Annotated in this window: 23 protein-coding genes; 13 read left to right on the top strand and 10 right to left on the bottom strand. The window is 65.2% G+C overall.

The window, feature by feature from the left end; translation table 11 throughout:
* Nucleotides 1-42 precede the first annotated feature (42 nt).
* Nucleotides 43-759: a YafY family protein gene (locus J4D52_RS08315; RefSeq protein WP_009048852.1), complete on the bottom strand. Its 717-nt coding sequence runs from the start codon at nucleotides 757-759 to the stop codon at nucleotides 43-45.
* Nucleotides 760-1027: 268 nt separating this feature from the next.
* Nucleotides 1028-1987 carry an agmatinase gene (gene speB, locus J4D52_RS08310; protein WP_102677196.1) on the bottom strand — a complete coding sequence of 320 codons (960 nt, stop codon included), beginning with the start codon at nucleotides 1985-1987 and terminating at the stop codon, nucleotides 1028-1030.
* A gap of 151 nt (nucleotides 1988-2138) precedes the next feature.
* Between speB and J4D52_RS08305 the strand changes: the two genes are divergently transcribed.
* From J4D52_RS08305 to J4D52_RS08295, 3 genes are all read left to right on the top strand, one after another.
* Complete coding sequence (locus tag J4D52_RS08305) at nucleotides 2139-3032, top strand: LysR family transcriptional regulator (RefSeq protein WP_102677195.1); 894 nt, start codon at nucleotides 2139-2141, stop codon at nucleotides 3030-3032.
* 211 nt (nucleotides 3033-3243) lie between these two features.
* Complete coding sequence (locus tag J4D52_RS08300) at nucleotides 3244-4683, top strand: nucleobase:cation symporter-2 family protein (protein WP_097303352.1); 1440 nt, start codon at nucleotides 3244-3246, stop codon at nucleotides 4681-4683.
* Between the two features lie 227 nt (nucleotides 4684-4910).
* Nucleotides 4911-5384, top strand: coding sequence for an LEA type 2 family protein (locus tag J4D52_RS08295; RefSeq protein WP_102677194.1), 474 nt, complete (start codon nucleotides 4911-4913; stop codon nucleotides 5382-5384).
* A 260-nt stretch (nucleotides 5385-5644) separates the two neighbouring features.
* On the opposite strand, the gene glsB is transcribed toward J4D52_RS08295, so the two are convergent.
* A complete protein-coding gene (glsB, locus tag J4D52_RS08290) occupies nucleotides 5645-6553 on the bottom strand; it encodes a glutaminase B (RefSeq protein ID WP_009048849.1) in 909 nt (302 codons plus the stop codon).
* 245 nt (nucleotides 6554-6798) lie between these two features.
* Between glsB and J4D52_RS08285 the strand changes: the two genes are divergently transcribed.
* The gene (locus J4D52_RS08285; RefSeq protein ID WP_063430514.1) at nucleotides 6799-7686 is read left to right on the top strand and encodes a LysR family transcriptional regulator; all 888 of its coding nucleotides are present in this window, start codon (nucleotides 6799-6801) and stop codon (nucleotides 7684-7686) included.
* 141 nt (nucleotides 7687-7827) lie between these two features.
* Nucleotides 7828-9081 (top strand): ferric reductase-like transmembrane domain-containing protein, encoded by a 1254-nt coding sequence (locus J4D52_RS08280; RefSeq protein ID WP_063430512.1) that lies wholly within the window; start codon nucleotides 7828-7830, stop codon nucleotides 9079-9081.
* Nucleotides 9082-9087: 6 nt separating this feature from the next.
* On the opposite strand, the gene J4D52_RS08275 is transcribed toward J4D52_RS08280, so the two are convergent.
* The gene (locus J4D52_RS08275) at nucleotides 9088-10611 is read right to left on the bottom strand and encodes an MFS transporter (RefSeq protein ID WP_102677193.1); all 1524 of its coding nucleotides are present in this window, start codon (nucleotides 10609-10611) and stop codon (nucleotides 9088-9090) included.
* Nucleotides 10612-10725: 114 nt separating this feature from the next.
* On the opposite strand from J4D52_RS08275, the gene J4D52_RS08270 reads away from it, so the two are divergent.
* Together J4D52_RS08270 and J4D52_RS08265 are read left to right on the top strand one after the other, a co-directional pair.
* Nucleotides 10726-11622 (top strand): LysR family transcriptional regulator, encoded by an 897-nt coding sequence (locus J4D52_RS08270; protein WP_102677192.1) that lies wholly within the window; start codon nucleotides 10726-10728, stop codon nucleotides 11620-11622.
* 38 nt (nucleotides 11623-11660) lie between these two features.
* A complete protein-coding gene (locus J4D52_RS08265) occupies nucleotides 11661-12206 on the top strand; it encodes a GNAT family N-acetyltransferase (protein ID WP_063430506.1) in 546 nt (181 codons plus the stop codon).
* Here J4D52_RS08265 and J4D52_RS08260 read toward each other — a convergent pair.
* Complete coding sequence (locus tag J4D52_RS08260) at nucleotides 12199-13119, bottom strand: carbon-nitrogen hydrolase family protein (protein ID WP_102677191.1); 921 nt, start codon at nucleotides 13117-13119, stop codon at nucleotides 12199-12201. The two genes, J4D52_RS08265 and J4D52_RS08260, sit on opposite strands and share 8 nt — an antisense overlap.
* An 85-nt stretch (nucleotides 13120-13204) precedes the next feature.
* On the opposite strand from J4D52_RS08260, the gene J4D52_RS08255 reads away from it, so the two are divergent.
* A complete protein-coding gene (locus tag J4D52_RS08255; protein ID WP_102677190.1) occupies nucleotides 13205-14140 on the top strand; it encodes a LysR family transcriptional regulator in 936 nt (311 codons plus the stop codon).
* Here J4D52_RS08255 and J4D52_RS08250 read toward each other — a convergent pair.
* A complete protein-coding gene (locus tag J4D52_RS08250; RefSeq protein ID WP_025809079.1) occupies nucleotides 14112-14366 on the bottom strand; it encodes a hypothetical protein in 255 nt (84 codons plus the stop codon). The two genes, J4D52_RS08255 and J4D52_RS08250, sit on opposite strands and share 29 nt — an antisense overlap.
* A 155-nt stretch (nucleotides 14367-14521) precedes the next feature.
* Between J4D52_RS08250 and J4D52_RS08245 the strand changes: the two genes are divergently transcribed.
* The gene (locus J4D52_RS08245; protein ID WP_025809080.1) at nucleotides 14522-14842 is read left to right on the top strand and encodes a YqjD family protein; all 321 of its coding nucleotides are present in this window, start codon (nucleotides 14522-14524) and stop codon (nucleotides 14840-14842) included.
* 81 nt (nucleotides 14843-14923) lie between these two features.
* Here the strand turns inward: J4D52_RS08245 and J4D52_RS08240 are convergent, their stop codons facing one another.
* Nucleotides 14924-15961, bottom strand: a complete 1038-nt coding sequence (locus tag J4D52_RS08240) for an Ldh family oxidoreductase (protein ID WP_025809081.1) — start codon at nucleotides 15959-15961, stop codon at nucleotides 14924-14926.
* 380 nt (nucleotides 15962-16341) lie between these two features.
* Here J4D52_RS08240 and J4D52_RS08235 point away from each other — a divergent pair, with 380 nt between their 5' ends.
* Complete coding sequence (locus J4D52_RS08235; protein ID WP_102677189.1) at nucleotides 16342-17355, top strand: FecR family protein; 1014 nt, start codon at nucleotides 16342-16344, stop codon at nucleotides 17353-17355.
* 52 nt (nucleotides 17356-17407) lie between these two features.
* Here J4D52_RS08235 and J4D52_RS08230 read toward each other — a convergent pair whose 3' ends face one another.
* Nucleotides 17408-19756, bottom strand: a complete 2349-nt coding sequence (locus J4D52_RS08230) for an acylase (protein WP_102677188.1) — start codon at nucleotides 19754-19756, stop codon at nucleotides 17408-17410.
* Between the two features lie 312 nt (nucleotides 19757-20068).
* Here J4D52_RS08230 and J4D52_RS08225 point away from each other — a divergent pair, with 312 nt between their 5' ends.
* Complete coding sequence (locus tag J4D52_RS08225) at nucleotides 20069-20449, top strand: hypothetical protein (RefSeq protein ID WP_007928587.1); 381 nt, start codon at nucleotides 20069-20071, stop codon at nucleotides 20447-20449.
* Nucleotides 20450-20467: 18 nt separating this feature from the next.
* Here the strand turns inward: J4D52_RS08225 and J4D52_RS08220 are convergent, their stop codons facing one another.
* Entirely contained in the window at nucleotides 20468-20656 is a 189-nt protein-coding gene (locus tag J4D52_RS08220) for a hypothetical protein (protein ID WP_007928588.1), read from the bottom strand.
* Between the two features lie 185 nt (nucleotides 20657-20841).
* Between J4D52_RS08220 and J4D52_RS30480 the strand changes: the two genes are divergently transcribed.
* Nucleotides 20842-20970: a hypothetical protein gene (locus J4D52_RS30480; RefSeq protein WP_256581545.1), complete on the top strand. Its 129-nt coding sequence runs from the start codon at nucleotides 20842-20844 to the stop codon at nucleotides 20968-20970.
* 94 nt (nucleotides 20971-21064) lie between these two features.
* Here J4D52_RS30480 and J4D52_RS08215 read toward each other — a convergent pair whose 3' ends face one another.
* Nucleotides 21065-21982: a LysR family transcriptional regulator gene (locus tag J4D52_RS08215; RefSeq protein WP_102677187.1), complete on the bottom strand. Its 918-nt coding sequence runs from the start codon at nucleotides 21980-21982 to the stop codon at nucleotides 21065-21067.
* 119 nt (nucleotides 21983-22101) lie between these two features.
* Here J4D52_RS08215 and J4D52_RS08210 point away from each other — a divergent pair.
* A partial coding sequence (locus J4D52_RS08210) for an aldo/keto reductase (protein ID WP_207272119.1) occupies nucleotides 22102-23057 on the top strand: 956 nt, incomplete at its 3' end.

Raw genomic sequence — 23057 nt, 5'->3', positions numbered from 1 at the left:
CCTTGTTTATCGTTGCTGGAGCCATGCTAAAACGCCGTCGCGTCAGTTCTTGTCAGGAGTGAAACGCCCGGCATCGTCCAGTTGCATACGCTGGCGCCAGGTGCGCAACAGGTCGCTGCGGCGCCCCGGATAACGCTGGCCCTGCTCGCTGGCGGCGGCGATCCGGTCGGTGCGAAAGGTGCGGAAATCGTCGCGCAGCTCACACCAGGCGACTATCACCCGCGCCTCGTTCATGAAGCCCAGGGCCAGGGGCCAGATCAGGCGCTGGCTCGGCGTCTTGTTCACGTCGGCGTAATCGATGTGCAGCTTGGCCTGCTCGCGGATCGCCTGGCGAAACACGTTCAGCGGCACCACGTTTTCCGGGTAGCAATAAGCCGGCGGGCCGGGCAGCACCGTCGGGTTGTGCAAGGCTTCCTGGGCCGCCGGCGCCAACACCGCGGCGATCTTCGCCAGGGCATCGGCGGCGGCCTTGCCGAGCACCTCGTCGCCACGCTGGTCGACATAACGCAGGCCAAGGACGATGGCTTCGGTTTCGTCGGCGTTGAGCATCAGCGGTGGCAGGAACAGGCCACTGCGCAGCACATAACCGATCCCGGCCTCGCCATGGATAGGCGCGCCCAGGGCCGTCAGCTCGGCGATGTCGCGGTACAGGGTGCGCTCGGACACCTCCAGCTCGGCCGCCAGCGCCGCGGCGGTCACCGGGCAGCGCTTGCCGCGCAGCACTTGCAACAGGGTCAACAAACGAGTGGTGCGCGACACGTCTTCAAGCTCGACAGGGAAGGATCGGCGCAGCTTAGCAGAGCCCCCTGTCAGGATCTGTCAGTAGCGAACTCTGACCTTGTTGGAGAAACGCGGTGTCTGGTGTGGCGAGCGCTTTGTCGGAATGCCGCCCAGCTCGATCGCAACCTCGCGGGCTCGGCAACGGCTACGGACGCGGTGCCTTTGTAGCCGCTGCCGAGCCCGCGAGGCTGCGACCGGCAACGCAGTTGCCGCAAACCGGAAGTCTGCGGCAATCCCGCTTCCCGTCCTAGCGATCGACCTTATGTCGCGCCGCGTACAGGCAGAGCATTTCCATGGCCAGGGTGGCCGCCGCCAGCGAGGTGATTTCCGCGCTGTCGTAGGCCGGGGCCACTTCCACCACGTCCATGCCCACCAGGTTGATGCCGCGCAGGCCGCCGAGGATCTCCAGCGCCTGCAGCGTGCTCAGGCCGCCGCACACCGGGGTGCCGGTACCGGGGGCGAAGGCCGGGTCGAGGCAGTCGATGTCGAAGGTCAGGTACACCGGTTGGTCGCCGACCCGCTGGCGGATCGCTTCGACTATGGCTTCGCAGCCCCGCCGATGCACCTGCCGCGCATCCAGCACCTGGAACCCCTGGTGATCGTCGTTGGTGGTACGCAGGCCGATCTGCACCGAGCGCGCCGGGTCCACCAGCCCTTCCCTGGCGGCGTGCCAGAACATGGTGCCGTGGTCGATGCGCTTGCCATCTTCGTCCGGCCAGGTGTCGCTGTGGGCATCGAAGTGGATCAGCGCCAGCGGACCGTGCTTGCGCGCATGGGCCTTGAGCAGCGGATAGGTGATGAAGTGGTCGCCGCCGAAGGTCAGCATCGCGCTGCCACTGGCGAGGATCTGCTCGGCATGGGCCTCGATGCTCTCCGGCACCGACTGCGGCACCCCGGAATCGAAGGCGCAGTCGCCGTAGTCGACCACCGCCAGATGGTCGAACGGGTCGAAGGTCCACGGCCAGTGGCGTTCCCAGGCGATGCCGCTGGAGGCGGCGCGAATCCCCCGCGGGCCGAAACGCGCGCCGGGGCGATTGCTGGTGGCGGTATCGAACGGCACACCGCTGACCGCCACATCCACCCCGCGCAGGTCGCGGCTATAGCGGCGGCGCATAAAGCTGGTGATGCCGGCGTAGGTGCTTTCGGCGGCGGTGCCGTACAGGCTGTCACGGGTCAGGGCCTGGTCGTTGCGGTTGGCGATATCCATGGATTCGTCCTTATGGTTGGCGGCTAACGAAGGGTTACAGAGATCCCCGCGCTGACGGCCATCGAGGAATCTGTGGCGGCAGCTTGCACCGGTCGATACATTGGAAAAATATCAAGCGTATTAACCTGACATTCACCCGGAGTAATGTTTGATGCTCGGCCAACTGCACGACCTCGACCTGCACCTGCTGCGCCTGTTCGTCTGCGTGGTCGAATGCGGCGGCTTCAGCGCCGCCCAGGGTGAACTGGGGCTGAGCCAGTCGAGCATCAGCCAGCAGATGGCCAAGCTGGAAACCCGTCTCGGCTATCGCCTGTGCAGCCGTGGCAAGGGCGGCTTCCGCCTGACGCCCAAGGGCGAGCAGTTGCTGCTGGCGACCCGCGGCCTGTTCGAGTCCATCGAGCAGTTTCGCCATCAGTCCAACGGCGTCGCTGGGCGTTTGCTCGGCGAGGTGCGCCTGGGCCTGTCGGAGGCGCTCGACCCGGCGGTGTTGCAGACAGTCGCCGAGGCGATCCGGCGCTTTCGCCAGCGCGACGAGTCGGTGCGCATCGAGATGATCAGCGCCATGACCGGCGAGATGGAACGCCTGCTGTTGCAACAGCGCCTGGACCTGGCGATCGGCTATTTCTCCAAGGTGCAGCACGCCTTCGATTACCGGCAGCTGTTCACGGAAACCCAGCACCTGTACTGCGGGCGCGGCCATCCGTTGTTCGCCCAGGACAACCCGGACCTGCAAGCACTGCATCGCGCCGACAAGGTCGACCACAGCTACCGGCTGCTGAGAAACGACGAGCCGTTGCAGGGCGTGCCCGGCTCGGCCTGTTCACAGCAGGTCGAGGCCACCCTCACCTTCATCCTCTCGGGCCAGCACATCGGCTACCTGCCCAGTCACTTCGCCCGCGCCTGGGAAGACAAAGGGCTGATCAAGGCCCTGCGCCCGGAGGAGTTGAGTTACGACGTGGGCTTCTATCTGGCCCGCCACCGCGCCCAGGTTCCCGGCGAGGCGCAGCGGGCCTTCGAGGAAGACCTGCTGGCCGCATTCGACTAAGCGTCGGATCCTCTAGCCGCTGCCGCCGATTGAAGTTTCGGTCGGCAATGCGCTTTGCTCTTCTGACCCGGCCACCTTTCTGGCATCCTGCGCCTCCATTTTTCTGACCGGGTCCGCAGATTTTGCCTTACGTCCTCCGACATCCCGCGTCGCGCCCCTTTTCTCCACGTGTTTCATGCTCTATCGACACGTCATTGGCAGGCTTTTTCCCATGACCGCACCTGATCGCTCCACGCCGCGCTACAAGTCCGACCTGATCTATGGCCTGGAGGACCGCCCGCACTTCAGCGCGGCGATCTTTGCCGCGCTGCAACATGTGCTGGCGAGTTTTGTCGGCATCATCTCGCCGACCCTGATCTTCGGCGGCGTGCTGGGCCTGCAGAATGAAACGCCCTACCTGATCAGCATGGCGCTGTTCGTCTCGGGCCTGGGCACCTTCGTCCAGGCCCGGCGCCTGGGGCCGATCGGCTCCGGGCTGCTGTGCGTGCAGGGCACCAGCTTTTCCTTTATCAGCGTGCTGCTCAGTGCCGGGCTGATGGTCAAGGGCCGTGGCGGCAGCAACGAGGAAATCCTCTCGACCATCTTCGGCATCTGCTTCTGCGCGGCCTTTATCGAGATGTTCCTCAGCCAGTTCATCGGCAAGCTGCGCAAGCTGATCACCCCGGTGGTCACCGGCACCATCATCACCCTGATGGGCCTGTCGCTGATCAAGGTGGCGGTCACCGACATGGCCGGCGGCTTCGGCGCCCCCGACCTGGGCGCCGCCAGCAACCTGGGCCTGGCCGCCCTGGTGCTGCTGACCATAGTGGTACTCAACCGCTTCAGCCATCCGATGCTGCGCCTGGGCTCGATCGTCATCGGCCTGACCCTGGGCTTCGTCGTCGCCTGGCTGCTGGGCCGGGTCGACCTGGCGACGATGCCGGAAGTGCCGATGGTCAGCGTGCCGGTGCCGTTCAAGTACGGCTTCTCCTTCGACCTGATCGCCTTCATTCCGCTGGCGGTGATTTTCCTGATCTCGCCCCTGGAAGCGGCTGGTGACCTGACCGCCAACTCGATGATTTCCCAACAGCCGGTCAAGGGCCCGCTGTACATCAAGCGCATCAAGTCCGGCCTGCTGGCCGACGGTTTCAACTCGATGGTGGCGGCGGTGTTCAACAGCCTGCCGATGGTCACCTTCGCCCAGAACAACGGGGTGATCCAGCTGACCGGCGTGGCCAGCCGCTACGTGGCGTACTTCATCGCCGGGCTGCTGGTGCTGCTGGGGCTGTTCCCGGTGATCGGCGCGGTGCTGCAACTGATGCCCAAGCCGGTGCTGGGCGGCGCCACCCTGATCATGTTCGGCACCGTGGCCGTGGCCGGGATCAAGATCCTCGCCGAAGCCGGACTGCATCGACGCAACGTGCTGATCGTGGCCATTTCCCTGGGCATGGGCCTGGGGGTGGCGGCGGTGCCGGAAGTCCTGCGCGAACTGCCCAAGGCGCTGCACAACATCTTCGAATCGCCGATCACCGTGGGCGCGATGTGCGCGATCCTGCTGAACATCTTCCTGCCGGAAGAATTCATCGAGCTGGAAGAAGACGAATTCGACCCGGAAGCGGCGACCCTCAAGGTCATGCAGGACCCGGATGTAAACACCAAAGCCAACGCCTGACCTCGGCCTCTGTAGGAGCAGCCGGTCGACGCTCGATTGCTCGCGATGGCGTCAGTGGCAACACCACCAGATGCCCAGCCTCAAGCCCAATGCCAGCCCTGCCGGCCTCATCGCCGGCAAGCCTGGCTCCTACAGAAGATGGCGCCCCTCAAACAACCTCGGTTTGTGGTGCAGACCTGGTCGCGCTAGATTCATCAGTGCCTCCTTTCCCGCAGAGACTAACCCTGATGCGCAGACTCCTCGGCCTCACCCTTTGCTTGCTGTTGCTCAGCCTGAGCGCCTGCGCCCTGTTTCCCCAGCGCGATCAGTTGCACATCAATGTGGTCGGTATCGAGCCGCTGCCCAGCCAGGACCTGGAAGTGCGCTTCGCCATCAAGCTGCGCCTGCAGAACCCCAATGAAACCGCGATCAACTACAACGGCGTGGCCCTGGACCTGGAAGTCAACGGCCAACCGCTGGCCACCGGGGTCAGCGACCAGACCGGCAGCATCGCGCGTTTCTCCGAGGGTGTGCTGGTGGTGCCGGTCAGCGTTTCGGCTTTCGCCGTGCTGCGCCAGACCCTGGGCCTGAGCCAGACGCAAAGCCTCGACGACCTGCCCTACGTGCTGCGCGGCAAGCTCGCCGGCGGCCCGTTCGGCACTATGCGTTTCGTCGAAAAAGGCCAGCTGAGCCTGCCGAAGACCGCCAACTTTACCTGGTAACCACCGTATCCCTGTAGCCGCTGCCGAGCGACAGCGAGGCTGCGATCGAGCTGGGCGGCATTCCGACGTAGCGCTCGCAGAACCAGCCAACGCGCTTTTCCAGGCAGATCGCGGATTCAGGGTTTGCGGCAACTGCGTTGCCGATCGCAGCCTCGCAGGCTCGGCAGCGGCTACACAGGCAATCCGACTCCTGTAGCCGCTGGCGCAGCCTGCGACCGGGTGCGCAGCACCCGCAACCGGCCGCAACTCTCTCGCCGCCGCTAGAACACCGACCAGCCAATGCGCTGACTCAGCAACTCCAGCGCCGCCATGCCCACCAGGGAATTGCCCGCCGCGTTCAATTCCGGCGACCACACGCACACCGTGAACTGCCCCGGCACCACCGCGACGATGCCGCCGCCCACACCGCTCTTGCCCGGCAGGCCGACGCGGTAGGCGAAATTGCCGGCTTCGTCGTACAGGCCGCTGGTGGCCATGATCGAGTTGACTTGCTGGGTCTGGCGCGCCGTGAGGATCTGCTCGCCGCTGTGTTTGCAGAAGCCGTCGTTGGCCAGGAAACAGAAGGCCCGCGCCAGGTCGACGCAACTCATGCGCAGCGCGCAGTGGCTGAAGTAGCTGCGCAGTACCGACTCGACGTCGTTGTGGAAGTTGCCGAAGGACTGCATCAGGTAGGCCATCGCCGCATTGCGCGCGCGGTGCTGGTATTCCGAATCGGCGACGCGGCCGTCCACCAGCACCTGCATGTTGCCGGACAGGCGCCGCACGAAATCGCGCATGGACAGCGCCGGCGCGGCGAAACGCGACTGGTTGATATCGCAGATCACCAGCGCCCCGGCGTTGATGAACGGGTTGCGCGGACGGCCACGCTCGAACTCCAGTTGCACCAGCGAGTTGAAAGGCTGCCCTGAGGGTTCATGGCCCAGGCGCTGCCAGATCGCCTCGCCGGAATGGCCGATGGCCTGCACCAGGCTGAACACCTTGGAAATGCTCTGCACCGAGAACGGCGTATCGGCGTCGCCGGCGCTGAACACCTGGCCATCGTTGCCATACACGGCAATCCCCAGCTGGTTGGCCGGCACATCGGCCAGCGCCGGAATGTAGCTGGCCACTTTGCCCTGGCCAATCAAGGGACGGACCTCGTCGAGGATCTCGTTCAACAACGCTTGCATGTTCAGACTCGCACTTCGTGCCTCGCACCGCCGCGAAGCTACCGCTGCTAGACGCACTCCGCCGGGTCGAGAACACAGTTGTCGTGCTTATCCCTCACATGGCCCTCACACGGCCTCACCCGCCCCCCGTACAGCCCTCCGCGCGGGAGAAAAACCGGCGATAAAAATCGCTCGCGGGCCGCGCATTTTTGATCGGGCAGAGCCGCAGCTGATAGGCTTTCCCCTATATTCGACAGGGAGCGCTCATGGATCTCAACGCCGCCAGGATGTTTGTCAGCGTGGTCCAATGCGGCAGCATTTCGTCCGCCGCCAACCTGCTGCAACTACCGCTGGCCACCATCCGCCGAGGCATCCGTGAACTGGAACGCAGCCTCAACGTGCAACTGCTGGAACGCTCCGCCCGCGGCACCCGGCTGACCGCCGCCGGCAGCCAGCTCTACGAGCACGCCAGCCGTGGTATCGAAGCCCTGGCCGAGGGCGAACAGGCTGTCAGAAGTGATCGAATGCACTTGCAGGGCCGCCTGAGCGTGTCAGTGCCGGCGGCATTCGAGAGCTGGTGGAAGCTGCTGGCCGAGTTCCAGCGGCGCCATCCCGAGGTCCAGGTCGCGGTCTATACCAGTGAGCGGGAAAGCGACCTGGCAGAGGACGGGGTCGACGTCGCCCTGCGCGCCGGGCCGCTGTTCGACGAGGATCGCCCGGCGCGCCTGCTCGGCAGCTACCGCCATATGCTGGTCGCCAGCCCGCAGTTGCTGGAGCGCCTCGGCACCCCGCAAACCCCCGCCGAGCTTCGCGGTTTTCCCTGCGCCGTCTGGTCGCGCCATGCCGATGCCCGGGAACAGTGGCAACTGGGCGACCAGTCCTACAGCCCCAATCCGCTGTTCGCCGCCAACGATTACCTGCACCTGCGCCAGCTGGCGCTGACCGCCAAGGTGGTCACCGAACTGCCGGCCTTTCTCGCCGCCGAAGCCCTGCGCGATGGCCGTCTGCGGGCCCTGCTGCCCCGCCTGCCGATGCCGGAACAACAGCTGTACCTGCTTTATCCAAACCAGCGCCCGACCTCGAACATCGTCCGCGCCTACCTGGATTTCGCCCAGGCCTGGCTGGTGGAAAACCCCTTGCCCCAGCCGCACTGAGCAGGCGCTGATGCAGATCAGCTCGGGCTCGCCGCTGCGCCGGTAAAATAGGCCCTCACCCCGGCTGCGCCACCACCCGCCCGCAGCCCGCGACCCATCCTATGCGCCGACACCGGCGCCATCTTTCTGGAGGTGTCCCCCTTGAAAACCTGGTACTCGGTGGTCGGCGTCCTGCTGATCACCACCTTCACCCTGCTGCTGGAAATCCCCAGCGATACCTGGCTCACCTCCGCCACCCTGAGCCTGGTCCTCGGCGCCACGGCGCTGGCCTATATGGCCCTGTCCTGCCTGCTGGCCAGCCGCTGGCGCTGGGTCGAGCGGCTGTTCGGCGGCCTCGACCGGGTCTATGAAAGCCACAAGTGGCTGGGCATCTGGGCGCTGGTCTTCGCCAGCTATCACCTGGTGTTCAAGGCCAACCTGGATCTCTGGCAAAGCGTGCCGATCATCGAGCTGTCCAAGTACTGGACGCGCATGGTGCGGCAGCTGAGTTACCTCGCCCTCGGCCTGATCGTGCTGCTGGCGCTGAACCGCAACATTCCCTACGGCCAGTGGCGCTGGTGGCACAAGCTGTCCGGGCCGCTGTTCGCGATCGTCATCCTGCACTGGCTGAGCTTCAAGTCGCCGATTGCCCTGGATACCCCCTCGGGCATCTGGCTCACCGCACTCTGCGGCCTGGGCCTGCTCGGCGCCCTGTACAAGCTGCTGCTCTATCCGCTGCTGGCCAAGGCCGGCGAATACCGGGTCAGCGCGGTGACCCTGGAGAAAAACTCCCTGCACCTGGAACTGACCCCACTGCACCGCGGTTTCGCCTTCAAGGCCGGGCAGTTCGCCTTTCTCGCCATGCGCGAAAAAGGCCTGCGCGAGCCGCACCCCTTCACCATCGCCAGCGCCCACGCCAGCGACGGGCGCATCGAGTTCGTGATCCGCGCCCTGGGCGACTACACCCAGAAGCTGCGCCAGCAGGTCAAGGTCGGCATGCTCGCCGACCTCTACGCGCCCTATGGCCGTTTCAAGCGCCGGCTCGATGCCGGCCGGGAGGTCTGGATCGGCGGTGGCGTCGGCATCTCGCCCTTTATCTCCTGGCTGCAGGATGCCGCCGCCGGGCGCTTCGACCAGGCGACCCTGGTGTACTGCTGCAACCCGTCACGGGCCTTCCCCAGCCTCGAAACCTTGCAGGGCCTGGCCGAGGAACGCGGGGTGGATTTCATCGGCCACACCGACGGCGCCGACCGCCTGGGCGAAACCCTGAAACGGCTGGCCAGCGAAACCGATCCGCAACAGATCCAGATCAGTTTCTGCGGGCCCAAGGGTTTGCTGGCAAGGGTCAAGGCGTTGATGCGCGAACACGCGATTCCCGAACGCAACCTGCACTACGAGTTCTTCGAGTTCCGCTGAACACCCTCAAGCCCGGCGCGGCTCATGCAGCATCAGCCGCACCACCAGCGCCGCGACCAGGGTGATGGCGATCAGCGCATACAGCAGCCAGGTGAAGGCCTTGGCGTACAGCCCGAGCAACAGCTCCCGGCCCAGCTCGGGCACCAACGCCGCGCTGGCCTGCAGGTTGCCGCTGGCCAGCTGCTGGGCGGCCAGCGGCAGCTGCGGATGCTCTGGCAGTGCCGCAGCCATGGACAGTTGCAGCAAGCCGGCCAGCAGGGCCACCACCAGGGCCAGGGCAATGCCTTCACCCGCCACCCGGGTGGTGCTGAAGATGCCGGTGGCCATCCCCGCCCGTTCCTTGGGCACCACACTGACCGACAGCCCGTCCATCAAGCCCCAGGGCAAACCGGCACCCAGGCCGATCAACAGCATGGGCAAGACATTGGCCGCCGGCGCCTGCCCCGGGGCGATCCGGCTGAGCAGATAGAGCCCGAGCGCGGCGATCACCAGGCCAACGCTGGACAGGGTCCCGGCGCTGAACCAGCGGGTCAGCCACGCCGCCAGCAAGGGCACCACCACCATAGGCGCGGACAAGGCGATCATCATCAATCCGGCATCGATCTCGCTGTAGCCTTCCACGCCGATAAAGCGGATCGGCAGCAGGATCAGCAACACCACGAAGCAATAGCAGGTGGCGATCGGCAGCAACTGCACGCCGACAAAGCGCGGGTAGCGAAACAGCGACAGGTCGAGCATCGGCCGCTTGACCCGCAGCTCCACGACGATGAACAGCAGCAATGCCAGCAGCGCCACCAGCAACAAGCCCCAGACCAGCGGGCTGCCCCAGCCGCTTTGCGGTGCCTGCAAAATGCCCCAGGTCAGCGCCACCAGCGCCGCGGTAAAACTCAAGGTGCCGGGCCAGTCGACACCCGCCGCGTCTGGGTCGCGGGACTCCTGCATGCGCGGCACGCCAAACAGCAGCGACAGGCCGCCGATCAAGGTCCCGGAGACGAAGATCGAGCGCCAGCCGTAGGCTTCGATCAGCACCCCGGCGAGGATCGGCCCGAATGCCAGGCCGACGCCGAAGGTGGTGCCCAGCAGGCTGAAGGCACGGGTCCGCGCCGGGCCCTCGAACTCCTGGGCCAGGGCCGCCGAGCCGCCCGCCAGCGCCGCCGCGCCGGCCAGCCCTTGCACGGCCCGCAACAGGTCGAGCCAGAACACCGAAGGCGCAAAGGCCAGGGCCAGCGACGTCAGGGCGAACAGGCCGACGCCCAGGCTGAACACGCGTTTGCGCCCGAACTCATCGGCCAGGGTACCGGCGGCCATCAGCATACTGCCGAAACTCAGCATGAAGGCATTGGTGATCCAGCTCAGGGCCAGGGGGCCACCGCCCAACTCGCGGCCGATGGCCGGGGTCGCCACGGCCACGCCGACGAAGGTCAGCGGCAGGATCAGCGCAGCCAGGCACACCGCGGCCAGCACCGCGTAGGAAGAACCGCCGGCGACGGTGGGATCGAAGGCAGCAGGCACATCGGTTGGCGAATTCATCGACACCTCAAGGGGAATGTAGCAGTGCGATCAATGGTAGATTCGCCGCAATCACCCACAAACAGGGCTTAGGTCCGTTCTTTGCGGACATAAAGGCTCTAATCGAGATCCCTCATGGACAACCTCAGTGGCATGCTGGCCTTTGTGCGCACGGTGCAGGCCGGCAGTTTTGTCGGCGCGGCGGAACGCCTGGGCATCTCCGCCTCGGCGGTGGGCAAAAGCCTGGCCCGCCTGGAAGAACGGCTCGGCGTGCGCCTGCTCAATCGCAGCACCCGGCGCATCAGCCTGACCGACGAAGGCACGCTGTTCTTCGAACGCTGCCAGCGCATAGTCGGCGAGGTGGAAGACGCCGAGGCCGAGTTGGCGCGCATCAGCGACAAGCCTCGCGGCAAGCTGCGGGTCAGCCTGCCCGCCATCGGCTATCGCATGCTGTTGCCGATCCTGCCGGAGTTCGCCGAACACTACCCGGACATCGAGCTGGACCTGGACTTCAACGACCGGCTGATCGACGTGATCGCCGAAGGCGTCGACGCGGTGATCCGCAGCGGCGAGCTGGCGGATTCCCAACTCAAATCCCGCATCCTGGGGCCGTTCCGTTTCGTGCTGGTCAGCGCCCCTCACTATTTCGCCCGCCATGGCGTGCCCGAATGCCCACGGGACCTGGAGCGGCATGCCTGCCTGCGCTACAAGTTTCCCGGCACTGTGCAATTGCAGGAATGGAAACTGCGCCTGCCCGCCGACGCGCCACCGCTGGTGCTGCGCAGCGCCTTGACCAGCAACAACCTCGAGTCGCTGATCTTTGCCGCCACCCAGGGCCTGGGCCTCGCCTTCGTGCCGGATTTCGTGGTGCGCGCGGCGCTGGCCGACGGCTCGCTGGTGTCGGTGCTGGACGACTATCAGATCGACAGCGGCAAGTTCTCGGTGCTCTGGCCTGGCAGTCGACATCTGCTGCCGAAACTGCGAGTGTTCGTCGACTTTCTCAGCGAACGCCTGGTGCTGGGCGCACGCTGAAAACCACACCCGATCCACACAAGGAATGTGCCGCGAACATGCAACCTATCCCTACCCTCTACACCGAGCGCCTGATCCTGCGCCCGCTGGAACTGGCCGACGCGGATGCCGTCCAGCAGCAGTTCCCGCACTGGGAAGTGGTGCGCTTTCTCAACGCCCGGGTGCCCTGGCCCTATCCCGCCGATGGCGCCCTGAGTTACCTGCGCGACCTGGCGCTGCCGGCCATCGAGCGCGGCGAGGAATGGCACTGGTCGATCCGCCTGAAAAGCGCGCCCGAACAATTGATCGGCAATGTCAGCCTGATGGACCAGACCGACAACAACCGCGGCTTCTGGCTGGCTCCGGCGTGGCAAGGCCAGGGCTATATGAGCGAGGCCAGTGCGGCGGTCACCCAATACTGGTTCGAAGTGCTGGGGCGCGAGGTGATGCGGGTGCCCAAGGCCGCGCCGAACCTGGCCTCACGGCGGATTTCCGAACGCGCGGGCATGCGCCTGATCCGCAGTGACGAAGACGACTTCGTCTGCGGGCGATTGCCCCGGGACATCTGGGAAATCACCCGCGAGCAATGGCGCCGCCTCAGATAAAACGCACGCCGGCCTTGGCCCGTTCGTCCACTGTCAGCTCGAACACGTCCGGGCGCGCATAGTGGCCGACCACGTCGTAGTCGTAGCGCGCCCGCACCAGCTCGGCGGTGTCGATCTGCGCCGTCAGCAGCCCGGCACGGCCCACCAGCGGCCCGGCCAGTACCTCGCCCATGGGCCCGACAATCAGGCTGCCACCGGCAATCAGCGGGCGCTCGGCCGGCCAGTTGGCAATCTCCAGCCCCAGTTCCTCGGGTGACACCTGTACCTGGCAGGCGCTGACCACAAAGCAGCGGCCTTCATGGGCGATGTGGCGCATGCTGACCTGCCACATCTCGCGCTCGTCCACGGTCGGCGCGCACCAGACTTCCACACCCTTGGCGTACATCGCGGTGCGCAGCAACGGCATCATGTTTTCCCAGCAGATCACCGCGCCGACCCGACCGACCTGGGTGTCCAGCACCGGCAGGGTCGAACCGTCGCCCTTGCCCCAGATCAGCCGCTCGGTGCCGGTGGGCATCAGCTTGCGATGCTTGCCCACCAGGCCGTGCTGCGGGTCGAAATACAGCGCCGTGCAATACAGGGTGCTGCCTGCACGCTCGATCACCCCCAGCACCAGGTTGGCCCCAGTGCGCGCCGCCAGACCGGCCAGGGCGTCGGTTTCCGCGCCCGGCACCTCGACGGCGTTGGCGAAATAGCGGGCGAAGGCGTTGCGGCCCTCCGGCAGGCGATAGCCGAGCTGAGTGCCGAAGCCCTCGCCCTTCGGGTAGCCGCCAAGCAAGGCTTCGGGCATCACCACCAGCTGCGCGCCGGCCTCGATGATGGCGTCCTCATAGGACAGGATCTGCTCCAGGGTAGCGGCCTTGCCCCCTGGCAGGGAGCCGATCTGCAACGCAGCGACAACGGATTTGGACATCGGGAAAACTCCTGTGGCGGTGAAGTGTTGCCCATTGTCCGGCGCTCGCCGATCATGCAGAAAGCCCCTCCTGATACTGAATGATATGAACCAGATGAATATCGCCCAGGTCGATCTCAACCTGCTCAAGGCCTTCGAAGCCCTGCATGACGAATCCAGCGCCAGTCGCGCCGCCCTGCGCCTGGGCGTCACCCAGTCGGCCATGAGCGCGGCGCTGCGGCGCTTGCGCGAGCTGTACGGCGATCAGCTGTTCGTGCGCACCGGCCGCGGCCTGGCGCCGACCCTGCGGGCCAACCAGCTCAAGCCGGTGGTCAGCGAGGCCCTGAACAAATGCCGGCAGAGCCTGGCCATGGTCGATCCCCATGCCAGCCATTATCAGGGGCGCTCGGTGGCGATCGGGCTGTCGGACGATTTCGAGATTGCCTACGGCCGGCGCCTGATCGAGGAAGTCGCCCGGCGGGCGCCGAAGCTGCGCCTGATCTTTCGCCAGAGCCACAGCCAGATCGTCGGCGAAGCGCTGTTGCAGCGCAGCATCGACCTGGCCATCAGCGCCGGCGGTTTCGCCGAACGCATGCTCAGCCGTCAGGTCCTGGGGGAAGGTGGTTATCTGTGCCTGGCGGACCCGGCGAGCCTGAGCCCGGGACAGCAGGCCATCGACCTCGACGAGTTCGTCGCCCGCGAGCATGTGCTGGTGTCGTCGCAAGGTTTTATCGGGATTACCGACGAGGGTCTGGCGACCCTGGGGCTGAGTCGCCAGGTCTGCGCCTCGACCACGCATTTTGCCGCGCTGCCCCATCTGCTCAAGGGCAGCCAGGCGGTGGCGACCATTCCGGCCCATGCCGCGCGGAGCATCGCCGAACTGACCGGGCTGGCGCTGCTGCCCTGCCCGCTGGACCTGCCGCGTTACCCGATCGAGCTGGGCTGGCGCACCAGCGCGCAGATCGATCCGGTGGTGCTGAAAGTGCGGGAAGCGATAGTCGCCAGCTTCGAAGCTACTTGTTCGCCGCCATCAGGCGATTGACTTCACTGCGCACCATGTTGGCGTATTCCGGCGGCGACATGCCGTCGAGCTCGGAGCGCACCCATTCGGCCCATTTGCCCTTGCGCTTGCCGCGCTCGCCGAACAACCGCGCGGCTTCGCCCTTGGCCTTGCCCAGGTTGCTCTGCCACAGCTCGAACAGACGGGACTTTTCATCTTCGATCTCTGCGCGCTCGGCGAGAGTCTTGTTGGCCAGATTGAAGCTCATGGGAATTTCCTGCTGCGTAAAATTGCCGACATCTTACACTGTGACGGCTGGGGTTTTCCCGCCGGCATGGAGCCGGCGCAGAAAATAGCTGCAACTTTTCATTCCCCCCGCAACTCCATTGTTCATCGCATCACTGACCCGCAAGGAGTAACTCAATGGCTCGTAAAACTGCCGCGCAAGCGGTTGACGAACAAATCAAGGACCAGGCATTCAGCGAGCTTCAGGCGCTGATCGAAGAATCGGAAAAGCTTTTGAAAAACAGCGCGTCGCTGGTGGGTGAGGAAGGCGAGAACCTGCGCCAGCAGGTGGGGTTGAAACTCAAGCAGGCGCTGGACTCGGTGTCCAGCGTGCGCGAGCGCAGCAAGCCGGTGGTGCAAGCCACCGAGCAGTACATCGGCGGCCACCCGTGGCAGACCGTGGCCATCTCCGCCGGCTTCGGCCTGGTGGTGGGCCTGTTGCTGGGGCGTCGTTCGTAACAAGCCTTGCCACCCGCAACCGATAAAAAAGGACCAGGCCAGCAACATGCTCGCCTGATCCTTGCGTTTTGAAACCGCGTTTTAAAGCCCGGCCAGTTCCCGCAGTTGCTTGAGTTCCGCGACGTCCAGGGCAACCCCCTCGCGCAGGGACTTTTCCCGCTGGCGATGGCGGCGATCCCCCGGCAGGCGCTTGAGCCCTACGCCGTGCATCTGCCGGATCAGCTCCTGGCTGCGCTCGGCGAAATTCTGCCCGGCGCCCTTGCTCGGATCGATGACGATCAGCAGCTGACCGGTCCAGGGCGTCTTCGCGCCCGGGTGGTTGGACCAGTCGAACTCGAACGAGAAGTTGCCACCCGTCAGGGCCGCCGCCAGCAACTCGACCATCATCGACAGCGCCGAACCCTTGTGCCCGCCGAACGGCAACAGCGCGCCGCCTTCGAGAATGGCTTTCGGGTCATCGGTGGGCTGGCCGAGGCCGTCCACGCCCATGCCCGGCGGCAGGCGTTCGCCCTTGCGCGCGGCGATCTGCACGTCGCCATGGGCGATGGCGCTGGTGGCCAGGTCGAAAACGATGGGATCGCCAGCGGCCTGGGGCGCGGCAAAGGCGATCGGGTTGGTGCCGAACAACGGCCGGTCGGCGCCGTGGGGCACCACGCAGGTCATGCTGTTGACCACGCTCAGGGCGACCAGCCCTTCCTCGGCGAAGGGCTCGACGTCCGGCCACAGCGCGGCGAAGTGATGGGAGTTGCGGATGGCCAGAATGGCGATCCCGGCGTGGCGGGCTTTCTCCACCAGCAGCGCCCGCGCCGCCGCCAGCGCCGGTTGGGCGAAACCGTTGCCCGCATCGACCCGGACAAAGGCCGGGGCCACGTCTTCGACCACCGGCACGGCCTTGCCGTTGACCCAGCCGCTATTGAGGGTCGACACGTAGCCGGGAATACGGAACACGCCATGACTATGAGCGCCGTCGCGCTCGGCAGCGGCACAGTTCTGCGCCAGGCTGCGTGCCACTTCGGCGCTGGTGCCATGGCGCAGGAAAATCGTTTCCAGCAGCGTCACCAGCGCCTCGAGCGACAGGTGTTCCTGCGGTGTTTCAACAGCCAGGGGCGATACAGACATCTGGAGCTCCGGATTAATTATTGGAATGGGCTACAGCGTATGAAGATGCACGTGGGTGAGTGCGCCCGACGATTAAACAACGCTTTGCGCGCGCTCTGTCAACCTCGGCCATGACCTTGCACAGGCGATGCCAGGAAGTGACAGAGTCGCTACGAACAGGCCGTCAGCCGAGGATGGCGAGCCAAGGTGGCATTAGCGATGACAGCGCCCCTGTGTTTTTGATCATTTTTTCACTCCAGCTGTGGATACTGCTGGCGAAAGTCCTGTGTTTCAGGGGCTTCGGGGCAAAAATAAGTTCCACTTTTGATAGGCATCAGCCATGACGGCGGTTCTCCAAGCCTGGCTGCGAAGGGTAGAATGCGCGAAACCAGGAAGAGCCAATGAGCCAACAGCACCTCACAGAAGCCGAATACGACGCCATCACCGATGCCGCCGCGCAGTGGTGCATGCGTCTGCATGCCGCGGACTGTACGGCCGCCGAACGCCAGGCCTTCGAGCAATGGCGCGATGCCCATCCGCTGCATGCCTTCGAGTACGAAGCGATGCAGGAAATCTGGGAAGTCGCCGACCATCTGCCACGCCCGCCAACCGCCACCGTCGTGCCCTTGCCAACGCCAGCGCTGGCGCCGCGCAGATCCTGGCGCGCCTACGGCATGGCCGCGGCGATCAGCGCTCTGGCCCTGCCCCTGGCCGCCTACAGCGGCTGGAGCCTGGGCTGGCTGCCCTCCTCCTACGAACATTTCCAGGCCGACGGCAGCATGCGCCAGGTGACCCTGGCCGACGGCAGCCAGATCGAACTCAACCTGGGCACCGAGCTGACCTACAGCAACTACAAGGACCAGCGCCGGGTCACCCTGAAAAAAGGCGAAGCCTTCTTCAAGGTCAGCCATGACAGCGCCCATCCGTTCGTGGTCAAGGCCGCCAGCGGCGAGGTCCGGGTCACCGGCACCCAGTTCAACGTCTGGATGTACGAGGATCAGGTACGGGTCACCCTGCTCGAAGGTTCGGTACTGGTGAACAGCGACAACAGCCGCCCCGATGGCGGCTTCCGTCTCGATCCGGGCATGCAGGCGCGTTATCGCCGGGGCGACTACCAGCCGCAGATCAGCCAGACCTATGCCAACGACAGCTCGCTGGCCTGGCGCCAGGGCAAGCTGGTGCTGGACAACCTGGCCCTCGGCGAGGCCCTGCCGCTGATCAACCGCTACCTCAGCAAGCCGGTGATGCTGGCCGACAGCGCCACGGGCAACATTCGGGTCGGCGGCATCTACGACGTCACCGCGGTCAAGAGCCTGGTGACCACGCTGCCCAAGGTGTTGCCGGTGTACCTGACCCGCAACCAGGACGGCAATCCGGTCATCAATTCGCTGCCAGGCACCGCGCCAAAAAGCTGAAGGCCGCTACCCTCGCGGGTGCGGCCTTCGCTTGACGCCAGGTTGAGCGCGCTTACTGGGTCGCGACCTTGCGCAACCGATCCTCCACTTCGTGAATCACCTGCAACCGGTACTGCGGGTCCGCCTGGATCTGCTGCTCGGTGAACGGCAACACACTCCACTGCTTCTTCGAGAACGCCTCGGTCTGGTCCCGCGAGTGCGGCGACGCTGGGTCGCTGGACAGCGAGAACGCCAGCAGGCCCTGGGCATGCGGGCCCTGGTCGTCGAAGGTCACCACTTGCAGGTAGCTGGTGCCACTGACCACCTCACGCTTGCCGTCGGCCGTGGGCACGCTCTGGATCGCGTTGTACACCCCCAGGCTGGCCGGGCCGCCATGAATCGGTGTCTGCCGGCCACCACTGCTGACCACCTGGATATCGCCCCAACGGCTGTCGGCCTTCAGGCCCGACTCGGCCACTTGCTGCACCGAGGCCAGCATCGCCTCGCGCAACGCCTTGGCCACGGGCGGCCGGTCGATCGCCAGGCCACGCGGCGTGTGCTGCGGATCCCGGGCATCGAAGGCCACGCGCCAGCGGTCGTCGACCGCCTCCAACTGCTCCATGACATTCTGGAAATGCACCAGGCCCAATCCGCTTTGCAGGTTGGCACTGCGATCCCAGGCCTTGAGGCTGGCACACAGCGGCGCCAGGGCCTGGGTATCGGTGCCCAGGTCGGCGGCACAGAACTGCAGCAGGTCCGGCATCACCTGCCCGGCCTGGTACACCTGATCGTCCATCACCATGTGCTTGAGGTCGGCGGCGCTCAGCGGCGCGGCTTTGCCCGTGCCGATCAGACGGTTCAGGGCAAAACGCGCGCGCTGCCCCAGCGGCAGGTCCTGCTGGCTGATCAGCGGCGAGAAGCCTTGCAGCGGCGCGGCCGGGTTGACCATCCACGCCGAATCATTGGAGTTCTGTACATAATCGCTGCGCAGCAGTTGCGGCAGCTGGCTGGCCGGGTAGATGCCCTGTTGCGCGGCGGCCGGGTCGATGTCCCAGGCACAGGCGCCGCGGGAGCCATCGAGAATGATCAGCCGGGTGCCAATCCGCGGGTCGCTGCAGCGCGCGAGTTTTTCCGCGCTGACATTGGGCACCACCGACTGGTTCATGTACAGGGTCTGGCCCTGGTCATCCACGGCCAGGGTGTTGACCCAGGGAATGCCCTGCAGCTGATGCACGGACGCCTGCAACTCCTTGAGGCTGCGGGCCTGGTTCATCGCGTACCACTGTTGCAGCACCCGGTCGTTCTCCAGGTTGGCGTCGCGCAGGCTGTAGGCGAAGCGCTTGTCCCAGTCCAGCTTGCCGGGCCACTGCACCAGCGGGCCGAACTGCGAACTGTAGACACTGTGGCTGAGGGTGGTGAGCTGGCCGTCCTCGCCCTTCACCTTGACGCTGAGCGTCTGCTTGTCCAGCGGCAGGGACTTGCCGTCGAGCAGGTAGCGGGTCGCGTCCTTGGGGTCCAGTTGCAGGCGGTACAGGGTGAAGTGCTTGGAGGTGTCCACCGTGTGGGTCCAGGCCAGGTGCTGGCTGAAACCGATATTGATCATCGGCAGGCCGGGCAAGGCAGCGCCCATGACATCCAGCTTGCCGGGAATGGTCAGGTGCATCTGGTAGAAGCGCATGCCGCCCACCCAGGGGAAATGCGGGTTGGCCAGCAGCATGCCGCGGCCATTGAACGAGCGTTCGCGCCCCACGGCCACCGCGTTGCTGCCCCGGTCCAGGGCGAAACGCTGGCCACGGGCGTCCGCCTGGGCGAAGACCTGGGCCGATTGTTTCAGCTGCGCCGTGGCGGATGGCGGTGTCGCGCCTACCAGGGCTTCGGCGAACTGGCCGACGCCCCCCTCCACCAACAGCCGGCGGGTCAGCTTGACCAGGTCCAGGGCGGTCAACGGCCGTACCCAGTCACCCTGGCACTGCTCGGGCAAGCCCTGGGCCCGGCGTTCGGCCAGGGAGCGGTTATAGCCGGCGACATAGCCTTCGATCAGTTGCCGCACCTGCGGCGTCTGCGCCTGCCAGAAGCCGAACACCGCCTGGGGCGTGTTCAGCCAGTTGAAGAACAGATCGCTGGTGAGGTTTTCCCGTTGCTCGAGGGTCTGTTGCTGCGGGCCGAAATACTTCGAACGCTCACCATTGACCGTCAGCACTTCGTTGGCCAGCAGGCACAGGTTGTCCTGGGCGTAGGCATAGCCGATGCCATAACCCAGGCCTCGTTCGTCGGCGGCACGGATATGCGGGACGCCAAAACCGGTACGGCGAATATCGGCACTCGCCTCTCCGCCCTGGACCTCACGCCCCTGAGCCGCAAGGCTCAGCCCCAGAAACAAACCCGCAAGGCAAAACCTGGGCAACTGGCTGGAAATAATCACGCCGACTCCTGATCGAAAAAGATGCACAACCAAGGCTGGCGCGGCATGCGATGAGCACACAGGGGACCGGGTTCCAGCCTGGAAAGAACGGCGCGGCCCGACAACAGCCGAGGCCCGCCTGCCCTTACAGACGAAACCGCCACGGAAAATTTAGCTGCCTCGCGCCAGTCGCGGATCGCCCGCCAACCCGGCGACGACAAAGGCCTCACAAATTTTCTACATCTGATTCCTCATGATTTGCGCGGCTCGTTCGTCTAGTTATATGAGAGCACCCGTCATTTTCCTGATCAGGCTCTGAAAAGGAGTTTTTGCATGTACGACCCGCAACTGCCAACGGATGGCCACACCGCACAACCCGCGTCCTCCCTGAACGCTGGTGCCGGTGTCTTCGGCAAGCAAGCCGAGCGCAACCGCAACGAACGCATCAGGCACCTGCTCAAGAGCTTCGGCCTGCGCACCAGCCTGATTCGCCTGAAAGTCATCGATGCCTTGCTACAGGCAGCCGAAAGCCAGCGCGCCCTGGGGGTGCGTGGTATTCACAGTCATTTGCTGGAGCTGGATATCCCGCTGTCGTTCCTCAGCGTGCGCGAGGTGTTGAAGCGGCTGTGCAGCGAAGGCGTGATCACCCTCAATGCAGACAAGAGCTTCAGCCTGCATCAACAGGCTGAAGCCATACTCGACGGCCGCGACTGAGGCCGTCGGGGGTGTCTCTCAAGGCTTGACCTTGCGCCGCATCACGCCATTGATCACGACCACGGTCACCGCCACGCCAATGGCGATGTACTGGAACATTTTCTCGGTGATCATTCCGGCGTTCTGCAGGTAAGAAAGGCCAAGCATGATTCCCAGTACCACCAGGGAAATCACAATCGAATAGATCAAACGTTGCTTCTGGGTCATTGCGGGTTCCTGAACCTGTAAAAGTACGGCCTGAAAATGTATCGACCTTGTATCGAAACAGATGCCAAACGCCTACCGAGAATCGGGGATGGGCGCAGGCAAACGGGGTCTCATGTTACAGCCGCCGAAGAGTTTTCGCTGCATCGCGGCGGTGTTAACCCCGAGAGCCCTTTGAGGACTGCGCAATGTTCCGTCGAATCACATGGCTGATTCCCCTGCTGGCGATGCTGACTCTGTCCGGCTGCATCATCTTCCCTCACGACGGCTGGCATCACCGCCATTACGACGGCGGCCCCGGCTACTACCACCGCTAAGTCATCCAGCCCGCCGGTATTTCCCCTCCGGCAACCTCACCCGCGAAATTACCAGACGCCCGCCTCGCCGCGGGCGTCTGTCTTTACTGTCGAGCTACGCCAGCCGGGTGTTGTGAATCCCCGGCTGGGCGAACAACTCCACCAGCCAATCGACAAACACTCTGACCCGTGTCGACAGATGCCGGTGCGGCGGGTACAGCGCGCTCAACGGCATCCTGGGCGGCGGGATGTGCCGGAGCACTTCGCTCAGGCGCCCTTCGGCCAACTGCTGGGCGACATGGTAATAAGGCGTCTGCACCAAGCCGTAGCCCGCCTCGCAGGCGGCCAGGTAACCATCGGCGCTGTTGACCGACACCTGCTTGGGCAGCTCCGGCAACAGCACCTGGCCCTGCACCTCGAACTCCAGGCCATAACGCTTGCCGCTGACGCTGGAGAAATACTCGATCATCTGATGCCCGGCCAGGTCGTCCAGGCTCTGCGGCACACCGCGCCGGCGCAGGTAGGCGGGGCTGGCGCAAGTCACCTGCTCCAGCGCCAGCAACGGTCGGGCCACCAGCGAGTCGTCGAGGCACAGGCCGCCGCGCAACACGCAGTCCACCCCTTCGCGAATCAGGTCCACCGGTCGATCGTTGAGGCCGATTTCCAGATCGATCAACGGGTAACGCTCGGAGAACGCCGGCAGCGCCGGGATCACCACCAACCGCCCGATCCCCGCCGGCATGTCGATGCGCAAGGTGCCCCGCGGGTTGTGGCGCGCAACGGAGAACACCGCCTCAGTTTCCTCCAGGTCGGCCAGCAGCCGCACGCAACGCTGGTAATAGGCGGCGCCGTCCAGGGTCGGCGTGACCTGGCGGGTGGTGCGCAACAGCAGCTGCACGCCCAGATGCGCCTCCAACTGCTTGATCAGCACCGTCACCGAGGCCCGGGGCATCTGCAGGCTGTCGGCGGCCTTGGCGAAACCGCCGAGGTCGACGATGCGGGTGAACACACGCATGGCGTTAAAACGGTCCATTGGCTTGGCCTGTCACGGATTATTTAGAAATTACGAATAGTGATAGTGCTTTTAGCCGGTTTATCTTGTTTTTGTCGAGGAGAACAATGGCCACCACACCTACTACCGGAGCTTCTCCTATGCAAACCCGTCAACTGGGCAAGAACGGCCCGCAGGTTTCCGCCATCGGCCTTGGCTGCATGGGCATGACCGACTTCTACACCACCGGCACCGATACCAAGGAAGCCACCGCCACCTTGCATCGCGCCCTGGAACTGGGAGTCAACCTGCTGGACACCGCCGACATGTACGGGCCCCACAGCAACGAAACCCTGATCGGCCAGGCGATTCGCGGCAAACGCGAACAGGTGTTCCTGGCCAGCAAGTTCGGCATCGTCCGCGACCCGGGCGACGCGGCGGCACGCGGCGTGAACGGCCGCCCCGAATACATTCGCCAGGCGATCGAGGGCACCCTGCGGCGCCTGGGCGTGGAAACCCTGGACCTGTATTACCAGCACCGTATCGACCCGGACGTGGCCATCGAGGAAACCGTCGGCGCCATGGCCGAGCTGGTGCAGGCCGGCAAGGTCCGCTACCTGGGGCTCAGCGAAGCCTCGGCGGCGACCCTGGAGCGGGCCCACAAGGTGCATCCGATCAGCGCTCTGCAAAGCGAGTACTCGTTGTGGAGCCGCGACCAGGAAGACAACGGCTGTCTCGCGGCCTGCCAGCGCCTGGGCATCGCCTTTGTGCCCTACAGCCCGCTGGGACGAGGCTTTCTCACCGGCGCCCTGAAGAGCCCGGAGGACTTCGCCGCCGACGACTACCGGCGTTTCAGCCCGCGCTTCCAGGGCGAGAACTTCACCAAGAACCTGCTGCTGGTGGAACAGGTCAAGCAACTCGCGGCGGCCAAGGGCATCACCACCGGGCAACTGGCGCTGGCCTGGGTGCTGGCGCAGGGCGATTACCTGATTCCGATTCCGGGCACCAAGCAGCGCAAGTACCTGGAGGAGAACGTCGCCGCGCTGCAGGTCCGCCTCGGCGCCGATGAACTGCAGGCCCTGGAGGGGATTTTCACCCCCGACGCCACCGCCGGCGA

The sequence above is a fragment of the Pseudomonas sp. GW460-12-10-14-TSB1 genome (assembly GCF_017349775.1).
Taxonomy (GTDB): Bacteria; Pseudomonadota; Gammaproteobacteria; order Pseudomonadales; family Pseudomonadaceae; genus Aquipseudomonas; species Aquipseudomonas piscium.
Note: the sequence above shows the minus strand (reverse complement) of the source record. Positions and strands in the feature narration are given on the sequence as shown.